Below are 20,162 nucleotides of genomic sequence, written 5' to 3'. Positions count from 1 at the left end.
TTCCTGGGACTTTCGATCAAGATTTGTCAAAGCGTGATCTTTCTACGGACCCTCCGCCAAGGCCTTCCCGCACTCAGTGATTGCTTCCCGGGCGAGCTCCCTCTGGCGCTCAGTTCCCAGTCTTTCCGCCCATTGTTCGGCCAACTGGAACTCCACCATGGCCTCCGTGAAGCGCCCGTTACCGTGCAGAAACCAGCCCAGCCGCGTGTGCAAAACGATCATCCAGCGCTTGCTCCGATCATCATGCGCGGTGGAGGCGTACTCCAGGGCACTCCGCAGCCACGATTCGGCATGGGCGGCGTCGGCGGAAGACAGGGTATGGAGGGCGTCCACGGCGATGAAATCCTCACCAAGGTGGTCCGCCAGTTCTGCTGCCTGCTCCAGGAGGGGGACCGCCATGGCCGGGTGTCCCCCGGCATTAAGCACACGGCCGCGTTCCAGCAGGATGCGCACGCCGACCGTGGGCTCATCCCCGTCGATACCGTCCAAAAGCGCATCGGCTTCCTCGAAACGGCCCTGCAGGCTGATGGCCCGCCCCAGCTGGGTTGCGAGCTCGGCCCGCTCGTCGGGGTCGTAGACGTCCTCAATCATCGCCGCCCGGAACCGGGCCTCGGACGCAGCCGGATCACCGAAGTTCCAGAGTCGGTCCAATGTTCCCTGATCCAGCATCCACCCGCTCCTGACCAGCCCACGGGCTGCAACGTTGGTTTGCACTATCAATCTAGCCCCATGTCAGCGGCGTGGGGAGAGGGCTGCCGGGCGTGTCAGGAGGGACCGGGATTGGCCAGCCGCGCCCAGCCCAGTTGCTCCTGCTGCCTCCGGCTCAGCGATGCCACCACGAGGTCGTACGAGTCTTCCACGAGGTCATGGATCATGGTGTCGGGGAGGCTCCCGTCCAGCCGGACACCGTTCCAGTGGGTCTTGTTCATGTGCCACGCCCCCGTAATTTCCGGATGCGCCGCCCGCAGTTGTTCAGCGAGCGCAGGTTCGCACTTTAAGCTCACGGTCCAGTTGTCCGGGTCCATGGCGGAAAGGGCGAACATTTTGGCCGGCTGCCTGGCCCCACCGGCGACGGCGGCACGCACCTTGAACACTGATAGTTCCGGGCCGAAGGGGAAGTCTTCGAACGCACCGGGGAAGCCGAGGCAGAGCTCGCGGAGGCCGGGAATGTCCATGGGTTCGAGGGTACGCCGCGCTGCTACGCCGCGCCCAGGAAGTCTTCCAGCAACACCACTTCCAGGCCGGCTGCCAGCTGCGCGGCACGGAAGGCGGCCAGGTCGGCAGCGAATTCGGCACGGAAATGCATGAGCACAATGTCGCCGGGCCGGAGCGAATTTCCCACCTGGTAATCCATCTTGCCGGCGTTGGCTTTGGCTTCCCACGTAACGATCGCCTTCATCCCCGCTGCCGCCACCGCCTGCCGCATGAGAGTCGAGTACGCGCCTCCCGGCGGCCGGAACAGCGTCGGCTTCCGCCCGTAGTGCTGGAGGGCGTACTCCTGCATCCCGGCGATGTCATTGAGCTGCTGCTGGTACCCCCACTGCCGCACCATGTTGATGTTGTGCGAGACCGTGTGGTTTTCCACCAGGCTGCCCTGCGCGTGGAATGCCTTGAAGAAGGCGGGGTTGTCCGCGATCGTGTCCCTGGTCAGGAACAGGGAGGCAGGATAGTCGTATTCGGCCATCAGGCGGATGGATTCCGGGGACTTGATGTTGCCGTCGTCGAGCGTCAGGAAGACCACCGGGTGTTTGGTCTCGATTTTGGTGATGACCGGAGCCAGTCCACCCACCACGGGAGGCAACTGGTAGTCGGGGATGAAAGACCGGCGGATGCGCTTGGTGGCCGTTGGCGCCGGGGTTGCGCCGGGAGTAACCGGCGACGTCGGCACCTCGCCTCCCGCGCCCATGGCACCGTTGGCGGCCGGCACCGCAGGTGGGGTCGCTTCCGCACTGGGCGGCAGCTCCGGCGTCGTGCCCGTACCCGGGCTGCATGCGGTCAATCCAGCCAGGAGGGAAGCGCCGAATGCCCCGACAACCGCCCTTCTGCTGGGTGTGGAAAAGGGCGCGGAAGAATGGTCGCCGCACATGGCCGTCCCCCAAGGCTCAAGGAATGATTCAGCTGCAATGTAGCAGAGGAACCGGCCACGATCTCACAAGCCATAATGCCAGCCTTCGCGTGCCGGGCAGGAGTTGACCACAACGTCCAGGCCCGCATCCTTGGCACGCTGGCAGGCCTCGTCGTCAAAAACCCCCAGCTGCAGCCACACGGCCTTGGCGCCAATGGCAATGGCCTGGTCGATGACCGCCCCCACGCGCTGGGAGTTGACGAAGCAGTCCACGACGTCAATCGGCTGCTTTTCCGGGGGTATCGCGTCGAGCGACGTATATCCCTTCTCGCCGTGCACGTCCTCGCCCTTGAGGTTCACCGGGATGATTTCCATCCCCATGCGGTCACGAACGTAGAGGGAAACATCGTAGGCTGAGCGCCACTCGTTGTTGCTAAGGCCCACAATGGCCCAGACACCCTTGGTTCGCATCAATCGGTCAACCACGGCGGGATCGTTGACGTGCATCATGGGAAAAAGCCTACCCCCGGTGCTTCAACCAGCTTTTCAGCTTGTCCACGAACGACTGGAACTGCTGCTCCGAGCCGTTCCCCGTCAACGGCGGGAGCACCGGGCCTGGTTTGTTGACTGCGCCGGGCTTGTCAGGGGATGCCGTAGGCTTGGCCGCTGCCGCAGGCTTGCCAGGTTTCTGTTGGTCCCGCTGTGCCTGTTCCGGGTTGGCTTGGTGTTGCCCTGCCTGGTCTCGTGCAGCTTGGCCGGGCGGGTTGTGGGCCGTTCCGTTCGGGGCCTGCCGGCCTGCTTGGGTCGGCCCCTGCTCCGCAGCCCCGGCCGAGGCGCCCTGGGCAGGAGTGCCCCCTCCGGCAGTGGACGGCACAGCGTTTCCTGCGGCGTTCCCGGCTGCGTTTCCTCCTGTGTTTCCGGCGGAGTCGTTGACTGGAAGCCCGCTGGATTCAGGTGCCGCCGGGGCTGGCCGGGCCGCAAGGGATTCCGGCGCAGGGGTGGTTGCGGGGGCGGGAGGCAGGGCCGACGGATCCACCCCGGCGCCGGGCTCAGTACTGACCTTCGGGGCGTCCGGGCCGGGCAGTGCCACCGGACCGGTGGACCCTTGCTGGGTAAACGTTCCCACCAAACCCTCAAGGAACGCCGGTGTGCGGCTGAAACCGGACGTTGCAGCAGCCACTCCACTGACACCAAGGCCCATGGCCGCCACTACAGCGGCACTGACCACAACGGTGCGGTGCTTGTTGCGCCAGCGTCGCTTGGAAAGTTGGTCGTGTGGACCGGCCAGCATGGCGGCCAACTCGCCCTGCGGGGTGGGCGCCGGAAGGTGCGCGAAAGAGCCCAGGGACAGGAGTGCCTGGTGGACGTCGCGCGAGCCGGCGAGATCGGCGTCGAGCAAGAGCTCGTCCACGATCCCTTCGCGTTCACTATCCCTGTACGTCATGACGACACGTATTCCTTTACTGCCGAATGCTCACGGAGCGTAATCAGTGCCCGCCGTTGCAGTTGCTTCACTGCGCCGGCGCTTTTCCCCATGATGTCGGCCACCTGCTCCACCGTGAGGCCGGCCACGATCCGGAGGGCGATGACCTCCCGTTGGTCGCTCCCAAGGTGATCCAGGAGTTTCATGACCTCCCGGGGTGCCAGCAGGGCCATGGCTTCCGACTCGGCGGAATCCGACTCGCGGGTGTCGCGTTCGGGCTCGAACTCGTGGTGTTCGGGTGCCCGGTTCTGTTTCCGGTGCTCGTCGACCATCCGGGCATGGGCCACCGAGAAGATGAAGGTCCGCAGCCCGGCTGCGCCACCGCTCAGGTCTTCCAACCGTGGCAGCACCGCCAGGAAAACGTCCTGTGTGACAGCTTCAGGATCGGTCACGCCCTTGGCGGTCAGGTAGCCAAGCACCGGTCCCGCGTAGGACTGGTAGACGGCGCTGAACAGTTCCGAGGTGTTGCCCCTGAGTGCTTGAAGCGCGTCGTCGGTCAAGGCGTCGGTCACAGAAGAGACTTTCGATCGGCGGCAGGTCCGTGGCTTGGAGCCGTGTCGTCCGCCTGTTGCTCGACGGGCGACCCCACCAAGATTATCTGCTCTGCCGGGCCGCCCAAAGGACGGTCGACCATGTCCTGCGGAAAAGCCACCGGGACAAGGAAGAGCCGAGCTGGAACATGATGGGGGACAAATTCCAACTCGGCCCTTTCAAAGAGGTAATCGCCCGGGTACGCCAAAGGGTTACGCGGGATACGGATTTTTTTGAAAACTTTTTCCGGAGGGGGTCCCGGCCACTACCCGGGAGCATCTGTGGGGGCTTCGTATCCTTCTGGAATCCGGGGAACGGAGGCGTCCGGCAACCCCGTAAAAACACGGGCAGCCGCGAGCTTGCCGCCCGGCCCCTCAAGCGCCACGGTCAGGCGCTGCGCGGTGGCAGCGGGGACCTGGTGCAGGCGGCGGATTCCCACCGTCATGCCGGCTGCAACATCAACACCGTCGGCCTGAACACGGTGGCCGGTGATCCTCTGCCCGTCCGCCAGGTCCTCCACGAGCTCAAGGTGCCCGAACGTTACCGCAGCCGGGAAGGTCAGGGTGGCTTCGCCGTCGTGGTTTTCCACCACGGCCTCCACCGGGCCGGAGAGGCGGCGGTCCAGTTCCTGTTTCCACTCGCGCAGCCGGGCCCGGTCCCCGTCGGGGATGAGTCCGCGGCTGTCCGGCGGAAGATTCAGCAAAAGGTTGGCACCCATCCCCACGGAGCGGTAGTAGATGGCCAGGAGGTGTCCGGTGGTTTTGGGCTCGTCGTCAGGATGCCAGAACCAGCCCCGGCGGAGGGAGACATCGCACTCGGGCGGCAAGTACCGGGGCCCTCCCACACCGGAGCTCGAGTCCGTGTACTGGCTGTCCGCCGTCCGCTCGACCACGTAATTGACGGGGTCTTCGGCCAGCCCGTTCTCGTTGCCGACCCAGCGGATGGACGGCCGGCCCATGTTGAAGACCATGGCCTGGGGCTGGTGGCGGCTGACCACCGCCATGATCCGGTCCCAGTCGTATTCACGGCCCACGGAGCCAGCGCCGTCGAACCACAGCTCCATGAGCGGCCCGTACCCGGTGCAGAGCTCGGTGAGCTGCCGGACATAGAAATCGTCATACGCGGCAGGGTCCGCGTAGCAGCCGGCGTTGCGGTCCCATGGCGAGAGGTACAGCCCCAGGCCCACCCCCTGCTCCGCGCACGCATCGGCAACCTCCCGGACGACGTCGCCGGCGCCGTTGCGCCACGGCGAGTGTGCCACCGAGTAGCCTGTGGTGGCCGTGGGCCAGAGGCAGAAGCCGTCGTGGTGCTTTGCCGTCAGGACCAGGTACCTGGCACCCGCTTCCTTGGCGGTGCGGACCCAACTGCCGGCGTCGAGCATTGCCGGGTCGAAGGCGGCCGCCGGGACCGTGCCGTCGCTCCATTCCTTCCCCGCGAAGGTGTTGATGCCGAAGTGGATGAACACGCCGAACCCTAGGTGCTGCCAGTCCAGCTGCGCCGGGGTGGGGAGGGGATGGGGCACTGTGGGCTCCTGCCGTAGGCATTGTTGAACCAAGGCTAGCGGGGCCGGGCCTTCCGTCCCAGCACGGCCAAGGACCCGGCCAAGGGGTTGGCCAAGGACCCGGTCAAGGGGCGGACTCGAGCGGCCCCCTTTACTCGTCAGGGATAGTCAGTAGGCTGAAAACACCATTTCCGAGTTCCAAGGAGAGATCATGACGCTTCCTCCGACTCACGAACCAGAGCCATTCCCGCCGGACCCGGGCCCGGTGCCTCCGCCGCCGGATCCCACAACACCTTTCCCGCCCAGCCCCATTCCGGACCCGAATCCGAGTCCCGGCCCCATGCCGGTGCCCGAGCCCGGGCCCGCCCCTCCCCATCCGGACCCCACCCATAATCCGGACCAGCCACCCATGTAGGCGGGCCATTACTGCTGCGGAAAATAATCAGTAGGCTTATGTTTGATCACTCCGGTCCTCCGATGCGTACGAACAGGAGCTGAATATGGCCCGGCCCCACACATCAACCGCCGTTTCCGTCAGCAAAGACCACAGACCGAATCTCTGGGCCGACGCCCTGGGCCGGACCGCCACCCGCGCAGCACAGATACTGCTGATCCTTACGGTTGCCGTGGTGGTGGTGTTCGCCCTGCTGCAGATCCGGCTCCTGGTCATCCCGGTCCTGATCGCGCTCATCCTGGCGGCAGCGATCGGACCATTCGTCAACATGCTCCGGCGGCGCGGCTGGCGGGGCGGGTTGGCCACGGGCGTGGCCTTCCTTGCCCTGCTGCTGGTGCTCGCCGGAGTCATCACCACCATCGTCCTGTCTGTGCGCAGCCAGTGGGACGAACTCATCAGCCAGGCGTCCGCAGGCCTGGACGAACTGGAAAACTTCCTGCTGACGGGGCCCTTCCCCCTGGACCGGGAGCAGCTCAACCAGGCGAGGGAGTCCGTGGTTGAGTTCGCCCAGAGCAGCCAGGTGCGCTCCGGCGCGGTCACCGGCCTGTCCGTGGTCGCAGAATTCCTCGCCGGTGCCAGCCTCATGGTGGTGATCCTCTTCTTCTTCCTGAAGGACGGCGCCAAGATCTGGAACTTTTTCCTGCGGCCCTTCAAAGGGGCCCGGGAAGCCAAGCTCCGCCGCGTGGGAAAGCGGACCATGGAAGTGCTGGGCGGCTATGTCCGGGGCACGGCGATCGTTGCCCTGGTGGACACGGTGGCGATCGGCGCCGTGCTGCTGATCCTCCAGGTCCCGCTGGCGATCCCATTGGCCATCATCGTCTTCATCGGCGCCTTCATCCCACTGGTCGGTGCAACCGTTGCGGGCGTGCTGGCGGCGTTGGTGGCCCTTGTTGCCAACGGCCCCATAGTCGCCCTGATCGTGGTGGCTGTTGTGATCGCCGTCAACCAACTTGAAGGCGACCTCCTGCAGCCCATCGTGATGGGCAAGTCGCTCCAACTGCACGCGTTGGTCATCCTGATGGCACTGACCGCCGGCACGATCCTCGCCGGCATCATCGGCGCAGTCCTCGCGGTGCCGCTCGCCGCCGTCGCCTGGGCCATCGTCCAGGTATGGACGGCTGAGGATCCCAACCTCGAACCCATGAATCCGGACCTGCCGCCGCCGAACAGCCAACCCACCTAGGACACGGGATCCGGTAGTCTTGTCGCGGTTGGCGAAGCAGGCCAACCACTCCACACAACTTCATCCATTGGGGGAAACATGACCAGGAAAGCACTCTTCGGAGCAGGCGCATCGGCCCTGCTGGTCCTCGCGCTCACCGCTTGCAGCAGCGGTTCAGGCACATCGTCAACCGCAACGTCATCACCGTCGGAAACCGCAACGCCCACTCCCACGGTCGCGAAGCAGTACACGAACGACGAGCTCATGGAACTGGTCAAGCAGATCAAGACTGCCGACGGGGCGGACCTGACGGTGATGAGCAGCGAGGACCTGGCCCAGGAGAACCCCATGAAGGCGCTCCTGAGCATGATGACCATTGAACCGGCCGAATGCGCCGACCTCGCTACGCTGGGTGGATCCGAACCGCTTCCCGGCTCCACCACGGCCGCCGGCGCGGACGTAACCTCCGGGGCTGCAGGAGTCATGTCGGTAGTGACACTGACCTCCGGGGTGGACGCGGACGCCCTGAACAAGAGCGTTGAGGACAGCAGCGCGCACGCAGCCAAGTGCGCCACCATGACCCTGACCATGGCAGGACAGTCCCTCACGGTAGCCACGGAAAAGGTCGATGGCATCAGCAAGGTACCCGGAACCGTAGGCTACAAGACGGCGATGTCACTGCCCGACGGCCAGAAGCAATCCACCTACATGGCTTTCGCCATCAAGGACGGCGTCCTGATCTCGGCCACGGCATCGGGAAAGACAGCCGAAACCGAGGGTGCGGCAGCCGCAGGGGCATTGATGGACCAGGCAGCGGCCCTCATCAAGTAGCCCTCCACCACAAGCACACAGGCGCCTCCCCTGCCGTTCCCACGAGGTTAACCTCCCTGCCATCCTCCTTGCCTACCGTCAACCAGGGCTTGGGGAGAGCAAACGAAACAGAGGGAGGCGCCCATGTGCACCGGAGCAGACACCACACCACCCCCCAGCGACAGCGTGAAGCTGGCTGACCAAGAACTGAAGGCCATGGGGATGAGCCGGCGGCGGATCCTCCAATCGGCCGGAATACTGGCTGCAGGTAGTGCTGCCTCCACCGCTTTTGCCCACGCCGCCGGCGCCAACCCGGGCGGAAATGACCCCCAACTGACGTGGCTGGTGGGCGACCATCATGTGCACACCCAGTACAGCCACGATGCCAAGTACCTGATCAACCAGCAACTGGACGCTGCCCGGCGGTTCGGCGTGGACTGGCTGGCCTTCACGGAGCACAGCAACTTTGGCCATGCCAACAACGGCGGGGCGGTCAACTCCAACAAGGAGATCCAGGCGCAGCGGGCAGCACGTCCGGAACTGCTCATTTTCCAGGGCCTGGAGTGGTATATCCCTGCCGCCGAGCACGCCACCGTCCTGGTGGCGCCGGGTCCCCACGAAGTGGAACTCCTGCGGACCTTCGAACTGGTGTGGGACGGCAAGCTGAACCAATGGGAGAAACCCACACCCGGGACTGCCCAGGCAGAGACCTTTGAGCGCAAGGCGGTGGAAGCCATCGCGTGGCTCGCACAGCAGCGCCGCAGCGGCTACATCGACGACGTCGTGGCCCTGGCCAACCACCCGCTTCGCCTCGGCATCGACTCGCCACACGAACTGCGCGCCTGGCGGGACGCCGCCCGCGACATCATGATCGGCATGGAAGGCGCGCCCGGCGCCCAGGGCTCCGGCGTCAGCACCTTCGCCCGGGCCGGTGACCAGCGCGGCGAATACACCAACAATCCCACGCAGTACAGCTACCCGGGCTACCCCGCAGACGCTTTCCGCCCGTATGGCGGCTTCGACTGGGCCACAGCCACTGTGGGAGGCGTATGGGACTCGATGCTCGCCGAGGGCCTGCCGTTCTGGATCACGTCCAACTCCGACAACCACCTCACGGTCAAGGACACCTGGAAGACCGGACCCTACCCCGCGGAGGAGCCCTACCTCAGCCTGCCCAACGAGTTTGACCGATGGTCAGTAACCGGCAAGCGCCCCGACCCTTACGACACCGGCGAACTCCAGGGTGGCAGCGACTACTGGCCGGGCCAGTTCAGCAGGCTCCACACCGGGGTCACGGACCATTCCTACACGGGCGTGCTCGACGCCATGCGCAGGGGACGGATGTGGGTGGACCACGGTCACCTCCTGCAGGGGCTGGAGGTTCGGGTCCGCGAGGTTCGCGGCAACGGCGGCGGACGCAACGGCGTCACCCTTGGTTCGCGCCTCAGCGTCGGGCGGGGTGCCGACGTCGAAATTTCGATCACTGTCACGACGACGGGCTACCGCAACTCCGCGGGTATCCTCCCCGCACTGGCGCATGTGGATGTGATCGGCGGGCCGGTAACCGGCAGCCCGGCCGACCGGGATGCCATGCGGGCACCGGGAACCACGGTCTGGAACCAGATCGACGTGGCCGGCCGCACCGGAACGTTCACCGTCAAGCACACCATCAGGGATCTGCAGGAGTCCTGCTACTTCCGCCTCCGCGGCAGCGATGGGAACCGCCACGGCGCGGGTTACTACGGCGCTTCCGTGGATCCGGCCGGCCCCCTCAGGCACGGCAACAACCTGGGCGACGCCGATCCGTGGACCGACACGTGGTTCTACGCGAACCCCGTGTTCATCGACGTCCGGAGCTAGTCGAAAAACCCCACGATGTAACCGATGAAGTAGAGCAGGGACAGCAGAACCACCACGCCAATGATGGACATCCAGAGAACCTGGGTGCCTTTCCGCGGCGCACCCTCCTCATGACCCTGGGGTCCGGCGGTGGAAGCTTCACCCGGAGGTGTTTCCCCGGGAGGCACTCCCCCGCCGGGTTCCAGGCCAGTGAGCTTGTCTTCATAGGGATCTGGGTTGGTGCCTGACATCTTCACTCCCTTGATCGCGGATGTTTTCAGCCTAAGCGGCAGTGCTGCCAGGGCCTAGGTATGGACAGTGGTCCTCGAGGATCCCGTACCCAGTGCGGCATCGATCAAAACGGATGCAGCCTCCCGGGCTTGGACTGCGGCTTCAGCGGTGCCTGCGATCGCCGCGGTGGTCTGGGCTCCTTCGGCAAGAATCGCGAGTTGTGCCGCCAGTTGCGCGGGCGCTCCGGCGTCCCGTGCCAGCGCGGCCACGTAGCGCTGGAACGACTCCTTGTGCTTGCGTGCGTAGTCGGCCACTTCGGGACTGACGGCGCCAAGTTCGGCGAAGCTGTTAATGAAACCGCAGCCGCGGAAACTGTCCTGGCGGAACCACACAGCAAGGTAGTCGAAGATGGCCAGAAGGCGCATGCGCGGTGATTCCGCCTGCTCTACGGCAGCGCCCAGGCCTTCGGTCCATGACTGGTGCCGCCGCTCCAGCACTGCCATCACGATGCTGCCCTTGGACGGAAACTCCTGGTACAGCTTTTTCAGGGAAACGCCCGCAGCGGTGCGGAGTTCGTCCATCCCGACAGACTGGATGCCCTTGGCGTTATAAAGATCGTCGGCGGTGGCGACGATGCGGGAGCGGACATCGGAAGAATCCATGGAGCCATTCTACTTGAACAGAGAACGATCGTTCTATAGGATGACTTGCACAGAGGGAGAACGATCGTTCTCCCCGTCGAGACAAGGAGTGGTTTCCATGGGCTTCATCAAGGTCGGCACAGAAAACAGCACGGACATTGAGCTCTACTACGAGGACCACGGAGCGGGCCGGCCCGTAGTCCTGATCCACGGCTACCCGCTGGACGGCGGCTCATGGGAGAAGCAGACCGCTGCCCTCCTGGAGGCGGGCTACCGGGTTGTCACCTATGACCGCCGCGGCTTCGGGAAGTCCAGCAAGCCGACCACCGGCTACGACTACGACACGTTTGCCGGGGACCTCAACACCGTTCTGGAAACCCTGGACCTGCAGGACGCAGTCCTGGTGGGCTTCTCCATGGGAACCGGTGAAGTTGGCCGCTACATCGGAACCTATGGCGAAGCACGCGTGGCCAAAGCGGTGTTCCTGGGGTCCCTGGAGCCTTACCTGCTGCAGACGGACGACAATCCCACCGGCGTTCCGTCCTCCGTCTTCGACGGCATCCGCGACGCCGCCATCGAAGACCGCTACGCCTGGTTCAGCAACTTCTACAAGGACTTCTTCAACACGGACAACTTCCTGGGCAACCGCCTGAGCGAGGAAGCCCTGCGCAACGCGTGGAACGTTGCCGCCGGCTCTTCCTGGTACGCCTCCTTCGCCGTGGTGGACACCTGGCTGACCGACTTCCGTGCGGACATCGAAAAGATCACCGTCCCTGCGTTGATCGTGCACGGAACCGACGACCGGATCCTGCCCATCGATTCCACCGGACGCGAATTCACCAAGCGCCTGCCGTCGGCCGAATACGTGGAAATCGACAACGCCCCGCACGGCATGCTCTGGACGCACGGCTCCGAGATCAACGAAATCCTGCTCCGCTTCCTGGCCAAGTAGTTAAGAACGACGGCGGCAGGTCACCGTTGGTTCCTCATGGAACCGCGGGCGACCTGCCGCCGTCGGGCGTTCTACGCGTGACCGTCGTCCACGGCCACGACGATCTTGCCGCGGGTGTGGCCATCCATGTTGAGGCGGAAGGCCTCAGCTGCCTTGGCCAGCGGGAGGACCTCGGCCACCTCCACGTGGAGGTGTTTTTCGTCCACCAGGTCGGCCAGCTCTTGCAGTTCGGAACCGATGGGCTTCACCCACATCCACGTCCCGCCATGTTGCTCCACGTCACTGTCCGCGATGGAGGCATGCCTGCCGTCCCCACGGATCACCTGGAGGGTGGACTCAAGGTTCCCGCCCACGAAATCGGCCACGGCATCCACGCCATCCGGGCTGAGTGCGAGGACCCGCTCCGCCAGGCCATCGCCGTAGGTGACAGGCTCCGCGCCCAGGGAGCGGAGGAACCCGTGATTCTTGTCGGAAGCGGTGGCAATGACGTTGGCTCCCAGGGCAACTGCGATCTGCACACCCAGCGAGCCGACTCCGCCCGCGCCGCCGTGGATGAGCACGGTGTCCCCGGACTGCACCCCCAACCTGTTGAGGACCTGGAAAGCCGTCAACCCGGCCAGGGGCAGTCCCGCCGAGGCGTTCCAGTCCAGCGAGTGCGGCTTCCTGGCCACCAACCGTTCCGGCAGGGCGATGTACTCCGCGAAGCTGCCGCCATGGACAAAGTCCTTGCGGCCATAAGCGATCACTTCATCCCCGGGCTGGAACTGCGCCGCGTCGATTCCCACCGACTCCACCACCCCTGCAACGTCCCACCCGGGTATCGCAGGGAACTGGATATCCATCAAAGGGTCCAGGTAGCCCGCCATGATCTTCCAGTCCACGGGGTTGACTGCCGCTGCCTTCACTTTGACCAGGACCATGCCTGGGCCAACTTTGGGCATTGGCTGTTCGGTCAGTTCAAGGACGTCAGGGTTTCCGTACCCGTTGTAAGTAATAGCCTTCATGGTTAGCGACAACTGCCTCCGCGGTGGAGCTATTCCGGGATTCCCACCCGGACAGGTTCCGGCGATACAGCCTCGCGGACCTTACGGCCCCGCACGTACCCGGCCACGCCCAAGGCAAGGATGCAGCCCAGGGTGCCGAGGGCGAAGGCCTCGAACGTGAACTGGGAGACACCCCACGTTGCCTCGAAGTCATAGGGAAGCCCGAACACCATGTCCAGGGTTCCGGGGAAGATCGCCACCCATGAGCCGATCAGGATCCAGGCGAAGCACACCGCTCCGAGCACGCGGAAGCCGGCGTCTGAGACAGGAACCTTGAAGGGCCGGTCAGCCGAGGGGTACTTGCTCCGCAGCTTCACGGCGGCCGGGATGGCAAACAGGTAGCTGAGCAGGAAGGTGGAGATTGCGATGGACAGGACCACGCCGAACAGGGCGCTGCTGGTTCCGCTGAGCTGCATGGCGGCGAGCATGAAGAGAGTCGCCACGACTCCGGAGAGGGTATTCACCCTGATCGGAGTGCCCAGTTTCGGGTGGAAGCGGCCGAAGAAACCGCCAAAGAAGGAGCCATCGGCTGCGGCCATGGCCTGCATGCGGTCGCTGATGATCATCCAGGCTGCACCCTGGGAGACCAGGACGAAGCAGAACACGATCGCAGATATCGCGAGCATGGCCTCCGCTGCCGGACCAAAGACCGTGTACACAGTGGCCACGGCGCCGAACAAGCCGCCAATGCCCGTGATCTGGTCCAACGGCACCACCAGGAGGATCGCGAGGACCGGCAGGAGGTAGCTCGCTGCGGCAATCATGGAGGATCGGGCCACGGAGATGGGAACGTCCTTGGCCGGGTTCTTCATTTCGCCCGCGGCGCTGTTGCCCGATTCGAACCCCAGGAACGAGAACAGCAGCAACGGGGTAACCCCGAGGAAACCCGCAAGCGTGGGCGAGAAGAATCCCAGGTCCAGTCCGTTGAAACCGTGCTGCAGCCCGTAGACCAGGGTGACGATGATGAAGAAGGTCAGGAACACGACTTTGAGGATGGCCCCCAGCGACGGGAGCCATTTGCCGTGCTTCAGGCTGATGATCGCGGATGTCACCGTGATCCAGATGAACAGCAGCTTGAAGACGTAGTCGCCCACGCTGCCGGCCTCCACGTGACCCACGTACTCGGACCAGGTTTCCACGGCCACGAACGCCATGGCCCCACCCACCCAGACGGGCTGGGTGACCCAGGTAAAGAGCGAGGTAATGGCCGCCACCATCCGGCCGAACGCCATTTTGGTCCACACGTAGACGCCGCCTTCTTCGGTGAAAGCGCCGCCGGTTTCGGCGAAGATCAACCCGTAGGGAACCATGAACGTGACGGCCAGGATCAGGGTCCAGGTGAACGTTTCGCCGCCGAAACCGGATACCTGCCCCAGCACCTCCACGGAAATGACGGCGGCAACCACCAGCAGGAGGATGTCGAAGCGGCCGAGGGATTTTTGCAGATGTTTGCTCTGCTCCTGGGCAAGCTGTGTCTGCGCCTGCCCTGTGGCGGCTGATGGTTGGTCCATGATGGGGTCCTTTGCTACGGCTTAAGTCTGCTACCGCACTGGAGGCGGTGGAAGCGTTGGAAGGGGATGAGCATCAGCGTAGGCCTGTGTTTCAGATCACGTAAAACACTGAATGCCGATACCCATCCCCGGATTTATTGATGAACCAACTCAGCCGTGCTGGATCCAGGTGGTTTTCGGCGCGGTGTAATTGTCAAAGGCGTAAAGCGAAAGATCACGCCCGAATCCGGACTGCTTGAAACCACCAAAAGGTGTACTGTTCCCCAAGGCATCCACGGTGTTGACGGACACGGTTCCCGCCAGGAGCAGTCCGGCCACCCGGTGCGCCCGCGACAGGTCCGACGTCCAGACGGACGCTGCCAGGCCGTAGTCCGTATCGTTGGCCAGGGCCACGGCTTCATCCTCCGTATCAAACGGGTGCAGCACGGCCACCGGGCCGAAGATCTCCTCCCTGTGGACGTCATGGTCCGCGGCGAGGCCACCGAGCACAGTGGGTTCCAAATACGCGTTGGACCCCTTGATGGTCCGCCGGTCGCCGCCGAACAGGACGCGCCCCTCCGTCCTTCCCCGCTGGATCCATCCTTCGACGTCGTCCGTATGCGAAGAACTGATGAGGGCACCGTTGCCCTCCACTCCGGCCAGCGGATCGGCCGGGCGGTAGTCCGCGGCTGCCTCGGCCAGCAGCCCGGCAAAGTCATCATGGATAGTGCGCTGGACGAGGATCCTGGAGTTTGCCGAACATACCTGCCCCTGGTTGTAGAACGCCCCGAAGGCAGCCTTGGAGGCGGCCGCCGAAAGGTCTGCGGTGTCCGCGAAGATGATGTTGGAACTCTTGCCGCCGGCTTCCAGGCTAAGGCGTTTGAGGTTGCTCCGACCGGAGGCTTCCAAAAGTGTCCGGGAGACCGCGGTGGAACCCGTGAAGGCCAGCGCATCCACGTCCATGTGCATCGCCAGGGCGGCACCTGCCACGCGGCCCGTGCCGGTCACGATGTTGAGCACGCCGTCGGGAAGACCCGCCTCCGCTGCCAGGTCGGCCACCCGGAGGACGCTGAGGGATGTCTGCTCCGCGGGCTTCAGCACCAGGGTGTTGCCGGAGGCTAGTGCCGGAGCAAGCTTCCACATGGCGATCTCCAGCGGAAAGTTCCATGGCACGATCGCCGCAACGACGCCCAACGGTTCACGGGTCACCAGCGCTGTGGCCCCGGGCGGTACGGACGGCAACTCCCCGGATTGCTTGTCTATGGCTTCGGCATACCACCGCAGGGTGGAGATGGCTCCGGGGACATCAACCGTGGTGGTCTGCAGGATGGGTTTGCCGCTGTCCAGTGACTCGAGCAGGGCAAGCTCGTCCGCGTGGTTCTCCATGAGTGCGGCCAAGGCCAGCAGCACGCCTTTCCTGCTTTCCGCGCCGGCCCGCGACCACGCGGGAAAGGCGCGCCGGGCCGCGGCCACGGCAGCATCGACGTCGGAAGCGCCGCAGGACGACAGTTCCGCGAGCACGCGACCGTCGATAGGGCTGGTGGTGGGCCGGGTGCGGTGCCCGCCGGCGGCGGTGCGGCTTCCGGCAATGAAGGCCCTGCCGTCCGGCACCACGCTTTCGGCGCGGACATGCCAGTCAACAGGGGCCTGAATGGTGGTGTTCATGCTGTCTCCAATGCGTTCGGGTGGTGGTTTGGTGGGTGCCAGCCGGCGTTCAGCCCACGACGGCGGGACGGTCGGCGGTTTGTTGGCTCCGCGGCGGCGCGGTCCGGGTCAGGCGCAGGGCTGCGGAGGCAGCAGCCAGGCACAGGATTTCGATGCCCATCACGGAGAGCATGGCCTCTGCGTGCCCGGCCGCGGATCCTGATACCGGAACACCGTGCAGATGGGATGGCCCGGCCGGGAATCCGTTCAGCAGGACCACATGGGCCAGGACCATGGCGGCGCTCATGGCCATGAGGTGTCCTGCCGCCTTCCGCACGCAGAACCGGCCGGGCGCCAGGGAGCGGAAGCAGGCCAGGCACGCAAGGCCCATCGCCGCCATGAGCCAAGCCATGGCTCCCGCAGGTCCGCAGAGCGCTGCAAAGGCGTGCCCTAGTGCGCTTCCCATCGCGGCACCGCCCACCAGGCAGGCGGGCAGGGCCGGGCGTGCCGGGCGGCGGCAGTCGGTATGCTCCATGGGTTTTTCCTCCGTGGGTGGCGCGGTGGTTTTTCTCCGGCCAGCGACTTTACGTGCAGCTTGTGAGGTGGGTAACATCAAAGCGTTGGTTGAACAGTTGTACCATCAAAAATCGACTTCAGGAAGTGTCATGACCCTTCACACCACCTCTTTGGCTTCCCCCCTGCAGGCCTCGCGGCCGCAACACCCCAGGCCGCAGCACCCGCTGGAACAACTCACCGCCGAGGAAATTCAGCAAGCCCGCCGCATCCTGGCCGACGCCGGGCTCGTCGCCGACACCACCCGTTTCGCCTACCTCGGGCTGCTGGAACCACCCAAGTCAGCCCTGCGGGGAAACACCGGGGAAGCCGGACGCACAGTCCGTGCCATGCTCTGGGACGCGACACGTTCCCGGTCCCTCGACGTCCGACTCTCCCTGACCACCGGGCTGGTGCAGGAACAGCGTGAGCTGAATCCCGCCGTCGACGGCCAACTCCCGGTCCTGTTGGAAGAATTTGGCCTGATTGAAGAGATCCTGGCCGCAGATCCGCTGTGGATCGCGGCGCTGGCCAGCCGCAACCTGACTCCGGACCAGGTGCGCGTGGCCCCGCTGTCGGCGGGTGTCTTCGAATATCCCAACGAGGAAGGCAAGCGGCTGCTGCGTGGCCTGGGTTTCCGCCAGGACCACGCGGCCGACCATCCCTGGGCGCACCCGCTGGACGGTTTGGTGGCGTTCGTGGACGTGGAAAACCGCCGGGTGGATCACCTGATCGACGACGGTCCCGTCCCCGTCCCGGAGGTCAACGGCAACTACACCGATCCTGCCATCCATGGCGAACTGCGCAGCGACCTGAAGCCGATCGACATCACCCAGCCGGAGGGACCCAGCTTCACCCTCGAAGGAAACCTGCTGTCCTGGGCCGGATGGGACCTGCGTGTCGGCTTCGATGCCCGGGAAGGACTGGTCCTCCACCAGCTCCACCACACCCTGGACGGCAGGCGCCGCCCCTTGATCCACCGGGCGTCCATCTCCGAGATGGTGGTCCCTTACGGTGATCCCGCTCCGTACCGCAGCTGGCAGAACTACTTTGATTCCGGCGAATACCTGGTGGGCCGGGATGCGAATTCCCTCAAGCTCGGCTGCGATTGCCTGGGCGACATCACGTATATGTCCCCCGTGGTGGCTGACGACTTCGGCAACCCCAGGACCATCCTCAACGGCATCTGCATCCATGAGGAAGACGCCGGGATCCTCTGGAAGCACACGGACGAGTGGGCCGGTTCCAACGAGGTGCGCCGCAACCGCCGCCTGGTGGTTTCCTTCTTCACCACCGTGGGGAACTACGACTACGGCTTCTACTGGTACCTGTACCTGGACGGCACGATCGAATTCGAAGCCAAGGCCACAGGCATCGTGTTCACCGCGGCCCTCCCGGACAGGGAATACGCGTACGCCTCGGAGATCGCCCCGGGCCTGGGCGCGCCCTACCATCAGCACCTCTTCAGCGCACGACTGGATATGGAAATCGACGGCGACGCCAACCGGGTTGAAGAGCTCGACCTGGTGCGGCTCCCCAAAGGCCCGGGCAACCCCCACGGCAACGCCTTCACCCAAAAGCGCACCATCCTGGCCCGCGAGTCCGAGGCAATCCGTGACGCGGACGGGTCCAAAGGCCGCGTCTGGCACATCAGCAACCCAGGATCACTCAACCACCTGGGCCACCCGGTGGGTTACACGCTGTACCCGGAGGGCAACCCCACCCTGGCCATGGCCGATGACTCCTCCATCGCCTCCCGGGCCGCCTTCGCCCGCCACCACCTCTGGGTAACCCGCCACGCCGACGATGAGCTGTACGCCGCGGGAGACTTCGTCAACCAGCACCCCGGGGGCGCAGGACTTCCTGCTTTCGTGGCGCAGGACAGGGATATCGACGGCCAGGACCTGGTGGTGTGGCACTCTTTCGGGCTCACCCACTTCCCCCGTCCGGAGGACTGGCCCATCATGCCCGTTGACACCACCGGCTTCACCCTGAAGCCCCACGGCTTCTTCGACGTCAACCCCACACTGAACGTCCCGCCGTCCACGTCCGCCCACTGCGCCGCCGCTGAACGCAGCGCAGCCACGGACCACTGCGCACACTGACGGGGCTGCGGGGACGTCCACCGGGCGTCCCCGCAGTGGTAGGGTGCACACGGCCCCGCCGCCACCCTGCAACGCCTACCTGCAACACCTACAAGGAGCAGCATGCCCCGCTTGGTCGATCACCACGAACGGCGACGTTCGATCATCGAGACCACATGGCGGCTTATCGCTGACCAAGGCATCGAGAATGCCAGCATGCGCGACATCGCCCGTGAATGCGGGTACGCCGCCCCCGGTGTCCTTGCCCATTATTTCCCCAGCAAGGACGCCCTCCTGTTGGCGTCCTACGAGCTCATCTGCGAGCGCACCAATGAGCGCATCGCCAAGCACACGGCCCTCAAGCGTGGGCTCTCCGCCCTGCGCAGCCTCTGCCTGGAAATCATTCCTGCCGATCCGCTCACCGTGGTGGAGGCGAAGGTGGCTGTCTCGTTCTGGCAGCGCGCCCAAACGGAGGACGCGCTGCGCGCGGTGGGACGCGAGGCGCTGCTGCATTGGCGCGGACTCATCATGGACTTCCTCACCCAGGCAGGGCACGACGGCGAGTGCGCGCCTTTGGTTGATCCGGATGCGGTGGCCGATGAGCTGCTGAATATCATGATGGGCCTGCATGTGACCTCCATGCTGGACCCTGACGCAGTGACCGGTTCACGCCAGCGGCATCTGGTGGAGAGGGCGCTGGCCAGGCTGGGCCGGAAAGAATCCTAGTCCCGGGCGGCTTTCGCTGCGACGATCTGTTGCCGTACCGCCTGTGCCACCGCGCGCACCCGCGCCGTGGGGCGATGGGATTTCAGATGGGCCAGGACCGTCTTCAGTTCCGGCACGTCGTCGCGGATTTCCACGGCAGCCAGCCTGCCGCCGTCGTAGGTCAATGGGTGCTGCGGACGTTGGTGGAGGATCGAATAGCCAAGTCCCCTGGCCACGAACGTGCGGACGGTCTCGTAACTGGCCGAGCGGAACCGGATGTCCGGCTCGCGGCCGCCCAGGCGGGCAATGGAGAGCATCAGGTCGCGTGTGTGCGGGAGATCGAGCAGGACGAATGACTCCTCCGCCAGGGACGACAACTGGATCTTTTTGGACTGCGCCAGCTTGTGCTCCGGGGGCAGGGCAACGTAGGGCCGGACCGTGTCCACCACGGACCGGGATATGGCATCCGGAAGGTCAAGGTCGTAGCAGAGTGCCACGTCGGCCTGGCCCGTCAGCAGCGCGTTGATGCATCCGGCGGTGTCTGTTTCGATGACCTCGGTCTCCAGGGCAGGGTGGTCCTCGCGCAAAGTGGTCAGGACCCCAGGCAGGAGGAACGGCGCCAGGGTGCTGAAGCACGCAATCCTGATCCTGCCTGCGACGCTCTGGTGTTCGCCACGGGCGTGGTCGATGCTCTCTTCCACCTGGGCCAGGATGGCCTGCGCGTCCCGGACGAAGAGCTCGCCCGCAGGCGTCAGGACCAACCCCTTGGAACGCTGCCGGATGAAGAACTGCGTGCCCACATGCCGTTCGAGCTGGGCAATGGCGGCTGAGACAGCAGACTGCGCAACATTCAACCTCAAGGCGGCCCCGGTCATGGACAGTTGCGCCGCCGCTTCCACGAAATAGCGCAACTGGGTAAGCGTGACGTCCATGCATCGAGGATACACCGCACATCAGAAATATCGATGCAATCGT

20 protein-coding genes are annotated in these 20,162 nt (G+C 65.0%); 6 read left to right on the top strand and 14 right to left on the bottom strand.

The genetic code is table 11. The annotated features are described in order from the left end of the window. Positions 1-42: 42 nt before the first annotated feature. The 7 genes from ACUYMZ_RS04040 to ACUYMZ_RS04010 form a co-directional block, all read right to left on the bottom strand. Positions 43-669, bottom strand: coding sequence for a hypothetical protein (locus ACUYMZ_RS04040; protein WP_481602183.1), 627 nt, complete (start codon positions 667-669; stop codon positions 43-45). A gap of 95 nt (positions 670-764) precedes the next feature. After that, positions 765-1,175, bottom strand: a complete 411-nt coding sequence (locus ACUYMZ_RS04035) for an MmcQ/YjbR family DNA-binding protein (RefSeq protein ID WP_481602182.1) — start codon at positions 1,173-1,175, stop codon at positions 765-767. Between the two features lie 23 nt (positions 1,176-1,198). Further along, the gene (locus ACUYMZ_RS04030; protein WP_481602181.1) at positions 1,199-1,999 is read right to left on the bottom strand and encodes a polysaccharide deacetylase family protein; all 801 of its coding nucleotides are present in this window, start codon (positions 1,997-1,999) and stop codon (positions 1,199-1,201) included. A gap of 150 nt (positions 2,000-2,149) precedes the next feature. Next, positions 2,150-2,575, bottom strand: coding sequence for a CoA-binding protein (locus tag ACUYMZ_RS04025; protein ID WP_426005805.1), 426 nt, complete (start codon positions 2,573-2,575; stop codon positions 2,150-2,152). A 10-nt stretch (positions 2,576-2,585) separates the two neighbouring features. Next, positions 2,586-3,509, bottom strand: coding sequence for a hypothetical protein (locus tag ACUYMZ_RS04020; RefSeq protein ID WP_481602180.1), 924 nt, complete (start codon positions 3,507-3,509; stop codon positions 2,586-2,588). After that, complete coding sequence (locus ACUYMZ_RS04015) at positions 3,506-4,060, bottom strand: RNA polymerase sigma factor (protein WP_481602179.1); 555 nt, start codon at positions 4,058-4,060, stop codon at positions 3,506-3,508. The genes ACUYMZ_RS04020 and ACUYMZ_RS04015 overlap by 4 nt, the downstream gene beginning before the upstream one ends. 284 nt (positions 4,061-4,344) lie before the next feature. After that, on the bottom strand, positions 4,345-5,601 hold the full coding sequence (locus tag ACUYMZ_RS04010; protein WP_481602178.1) for an alpha-L-fucosidase: 1,257 nt from the start codon (positions 5,599-5,601) through the stop codon (positions 4,345-4,347). Between the two features lie 479 nt (positions 5,602-6,080). Between ACUYMZ_RS04010 and ACUYMZ_RS04005 the strand changes: the two genes are divergently transcribed. From ACUYMZ_RS04005 to ACUYMZ_RS03995, 3 genes are all read left to right on the top strand, one after another. Further along, complete coding sequence (locus ACUYMZ_RS04005; RefSeq protein WP_442423385.1) at positions 6,081-7,217, top strand: AI-2E family transporter; 1,137 nt, start codon at positions 6,081-6,083, stop codon at positions 7,215-7,217. A gap of 78 nt (positions 7,218-7,295) precedes the next feature. Then, the gene (locus tag ACUYMZ_RS04000) at positions 7,296-8,027 is read left to right on the top strand and encodes a hypothetical protein (RefSeq protein ID WP_426005799.1); all 732 of its coding nucleotides are present in this window, start codon (positions 7,296-7,298) and stop codon (positions 8,025-8,027) included. A 123-nt stretch (positions 8,028-8,150) separates the two neighbouring features. Beyond that, on the top strand, positions 8,151-9,866 hold the full coding sequence (locus ACUYMZ_RS03995) for a PHP domain-containing protein (protein ID WP_481602177.1): 1,716 nt from the start codon (positions 8,151-8,153) through the stop codon (positions 9,864-9,866). Here ACUYMZ_RS03995 and ACUYMZ_RS03990 read toward each other — a convergent pair. Next, a complete protein-coding gene (locus ACUYMZ_RS03990) occupies positions 9,863-10,096 on the bottom strand; it encodes a DUF6480 family protein (protein ID WP_426005797.1) in 234 nt (77 codons plus the stop codon). The two genes, ACUYMZ_RS03995 and ACUYMZ_RS03990, sit on opposite strands and share 4 nt — an antisense overlap. Positions 10,097-10,150: 54 nt before the next feature. Then, the gene (locus ACUYMZ_RS03985) at positions 10,151-10,738 is read right to left on the bottom strand and encodes a TetR/AcrR family transcriptional regulator (protein WP_426005795.1); all 588 of its coding nucleotides are present in this window, start codon (positions 10,736-10,738) and stop codon (positions 10,151-10,153) included. Between the two features lie 97 nt (positions 10,739-10,835). Between ACUYMZ_RS03985 and ACUYMZ_RS03980 the strand changes: the two genes are divergently transcribed. Continuing rightward, positions 10,836-11,669 carry an alpha/beta fold hydrolase gene (locus ACUYMZ_RS03980; RefSeq protein ID WP_481602176.1) on the top strand — a complete coding sequence of 278 codons (834 nt, stop codon included), beginning with the start codon at positions 10,836-10,838 and terminating at the stop codon, positions 11,667-11,669. Positions 11,670-11,740: 71 nt separating this feature from the next. Here the strand turns inward: ACUYMZ_RS03980 and ACUYMZ_RS03975 are convergent, their stop codons facing one another. From ACUYMZ_RS03975 to ACUYMZ_RS03960, 4 genes are all read right to left on the bottom strand, one after another. Beyond that, the gene (locus ACUYMZ_RS03975) at positions 11,741-12,673 is read right to left on the bottom strand and encodes an NADP-dependent oxidoreductase (protein WP_481602175.1); all 933 of its coding nucleotides are present in this window, start codon (positions 12,671-12,673) and stop codon (positions 11,741-11,743) included. A 29-nt stretch (positions 12,674-12,702) separates the two neighbouring features. Further along, complete coding sequence (locus ACUYMZ_RS03970) at positions 12,703-14,223, bottom strand: APC family permease (RefSeq protein ID WP_442423380.1); 1,521 nt, start codon at positions 14,221-14,223, stop codon at positions 12,703-12,705. Between the two features lie 150 nt (positions 14,224-14,373). Further along, on the bottom strand, positions 14,374-15,867 hold the full coding sequence (locus ACUYMZ_RS03965) for an aldehyde dehydrogenase family protein (protein WP_481602174.1): 1,494 nt from the start codon (positions 15,865-15,867) through the stop codon (positions 14,374-14,376). Between the two features lie 49 nt (positions 15,868-15,916). After that, positions 15,917-16,381 (bottom strand): hypothetical protein, encoded by a 465-nt coding sequence (locus tag ACUYMZ_RS03960; RefSeq protein ID WP_481602173.1) that lies wholly within the window; start codon positions 16,379-16,381, stop codon positions 15,917-15,919. 130 nt (positions 16,382-16,511) lie between these two features. Between ACUYMZ_RS03960 and ACUYMZ_RS03955 the strand changes: the two genes are divergently transcribed. After that, positions 16,512-18,503, top strand: a complete 1,992-nt coding sequence (locus tag ACUYMZ_RS03955) for a primary-amine oxidase (RefSeq protein ID WP_481602172.1) — start codon at positions 16,512-16,514, stop codon at positions 18,501-18,503. Between the two features lie 102 nt (positions 18,504-18,605). Continuing rightward, complete coding sequence (locus ACUYMZ_RS03950) at positions 18,606-19,208, top strand: TetR/AcrR family transcriptional regulator (protein WP_481602171.1); 603 nt, start codon at positions 18,606-18,608, stop codon at positions 19,206-19,208. Here ACUYMZ_RS03950 and ACUYMZ_RS03945 read toward each other — a convergent pair. Further along, complete coding sequence (locus ACUYMZ_RS03945; protein ID WP_481602170.1) at positions 19,205-20,119, bottom strand: LysR substrate-binding domain-containing protein; 915 nt, start codon at positions 20,117-20,119, stop codon at positions 19,205-19,207. The two genes, ACUYMZ_RS03950 and ACUYMZ_RS03945, sit on opposite strands and share 4 nt — an antisense overlap. Between the last annotated feature and the right edge of the window lie 43 nt (positions 20,120-20,162).

The sequence above is a fragment of the Arthrobacter sp. T572 genome (assembly GCF_056780115.1).
The sequence above is the reverse complement of the archived record's forward strand: the minus strand, read 5'-3'. Positions and strand labels throughout refer to the sequence as shown.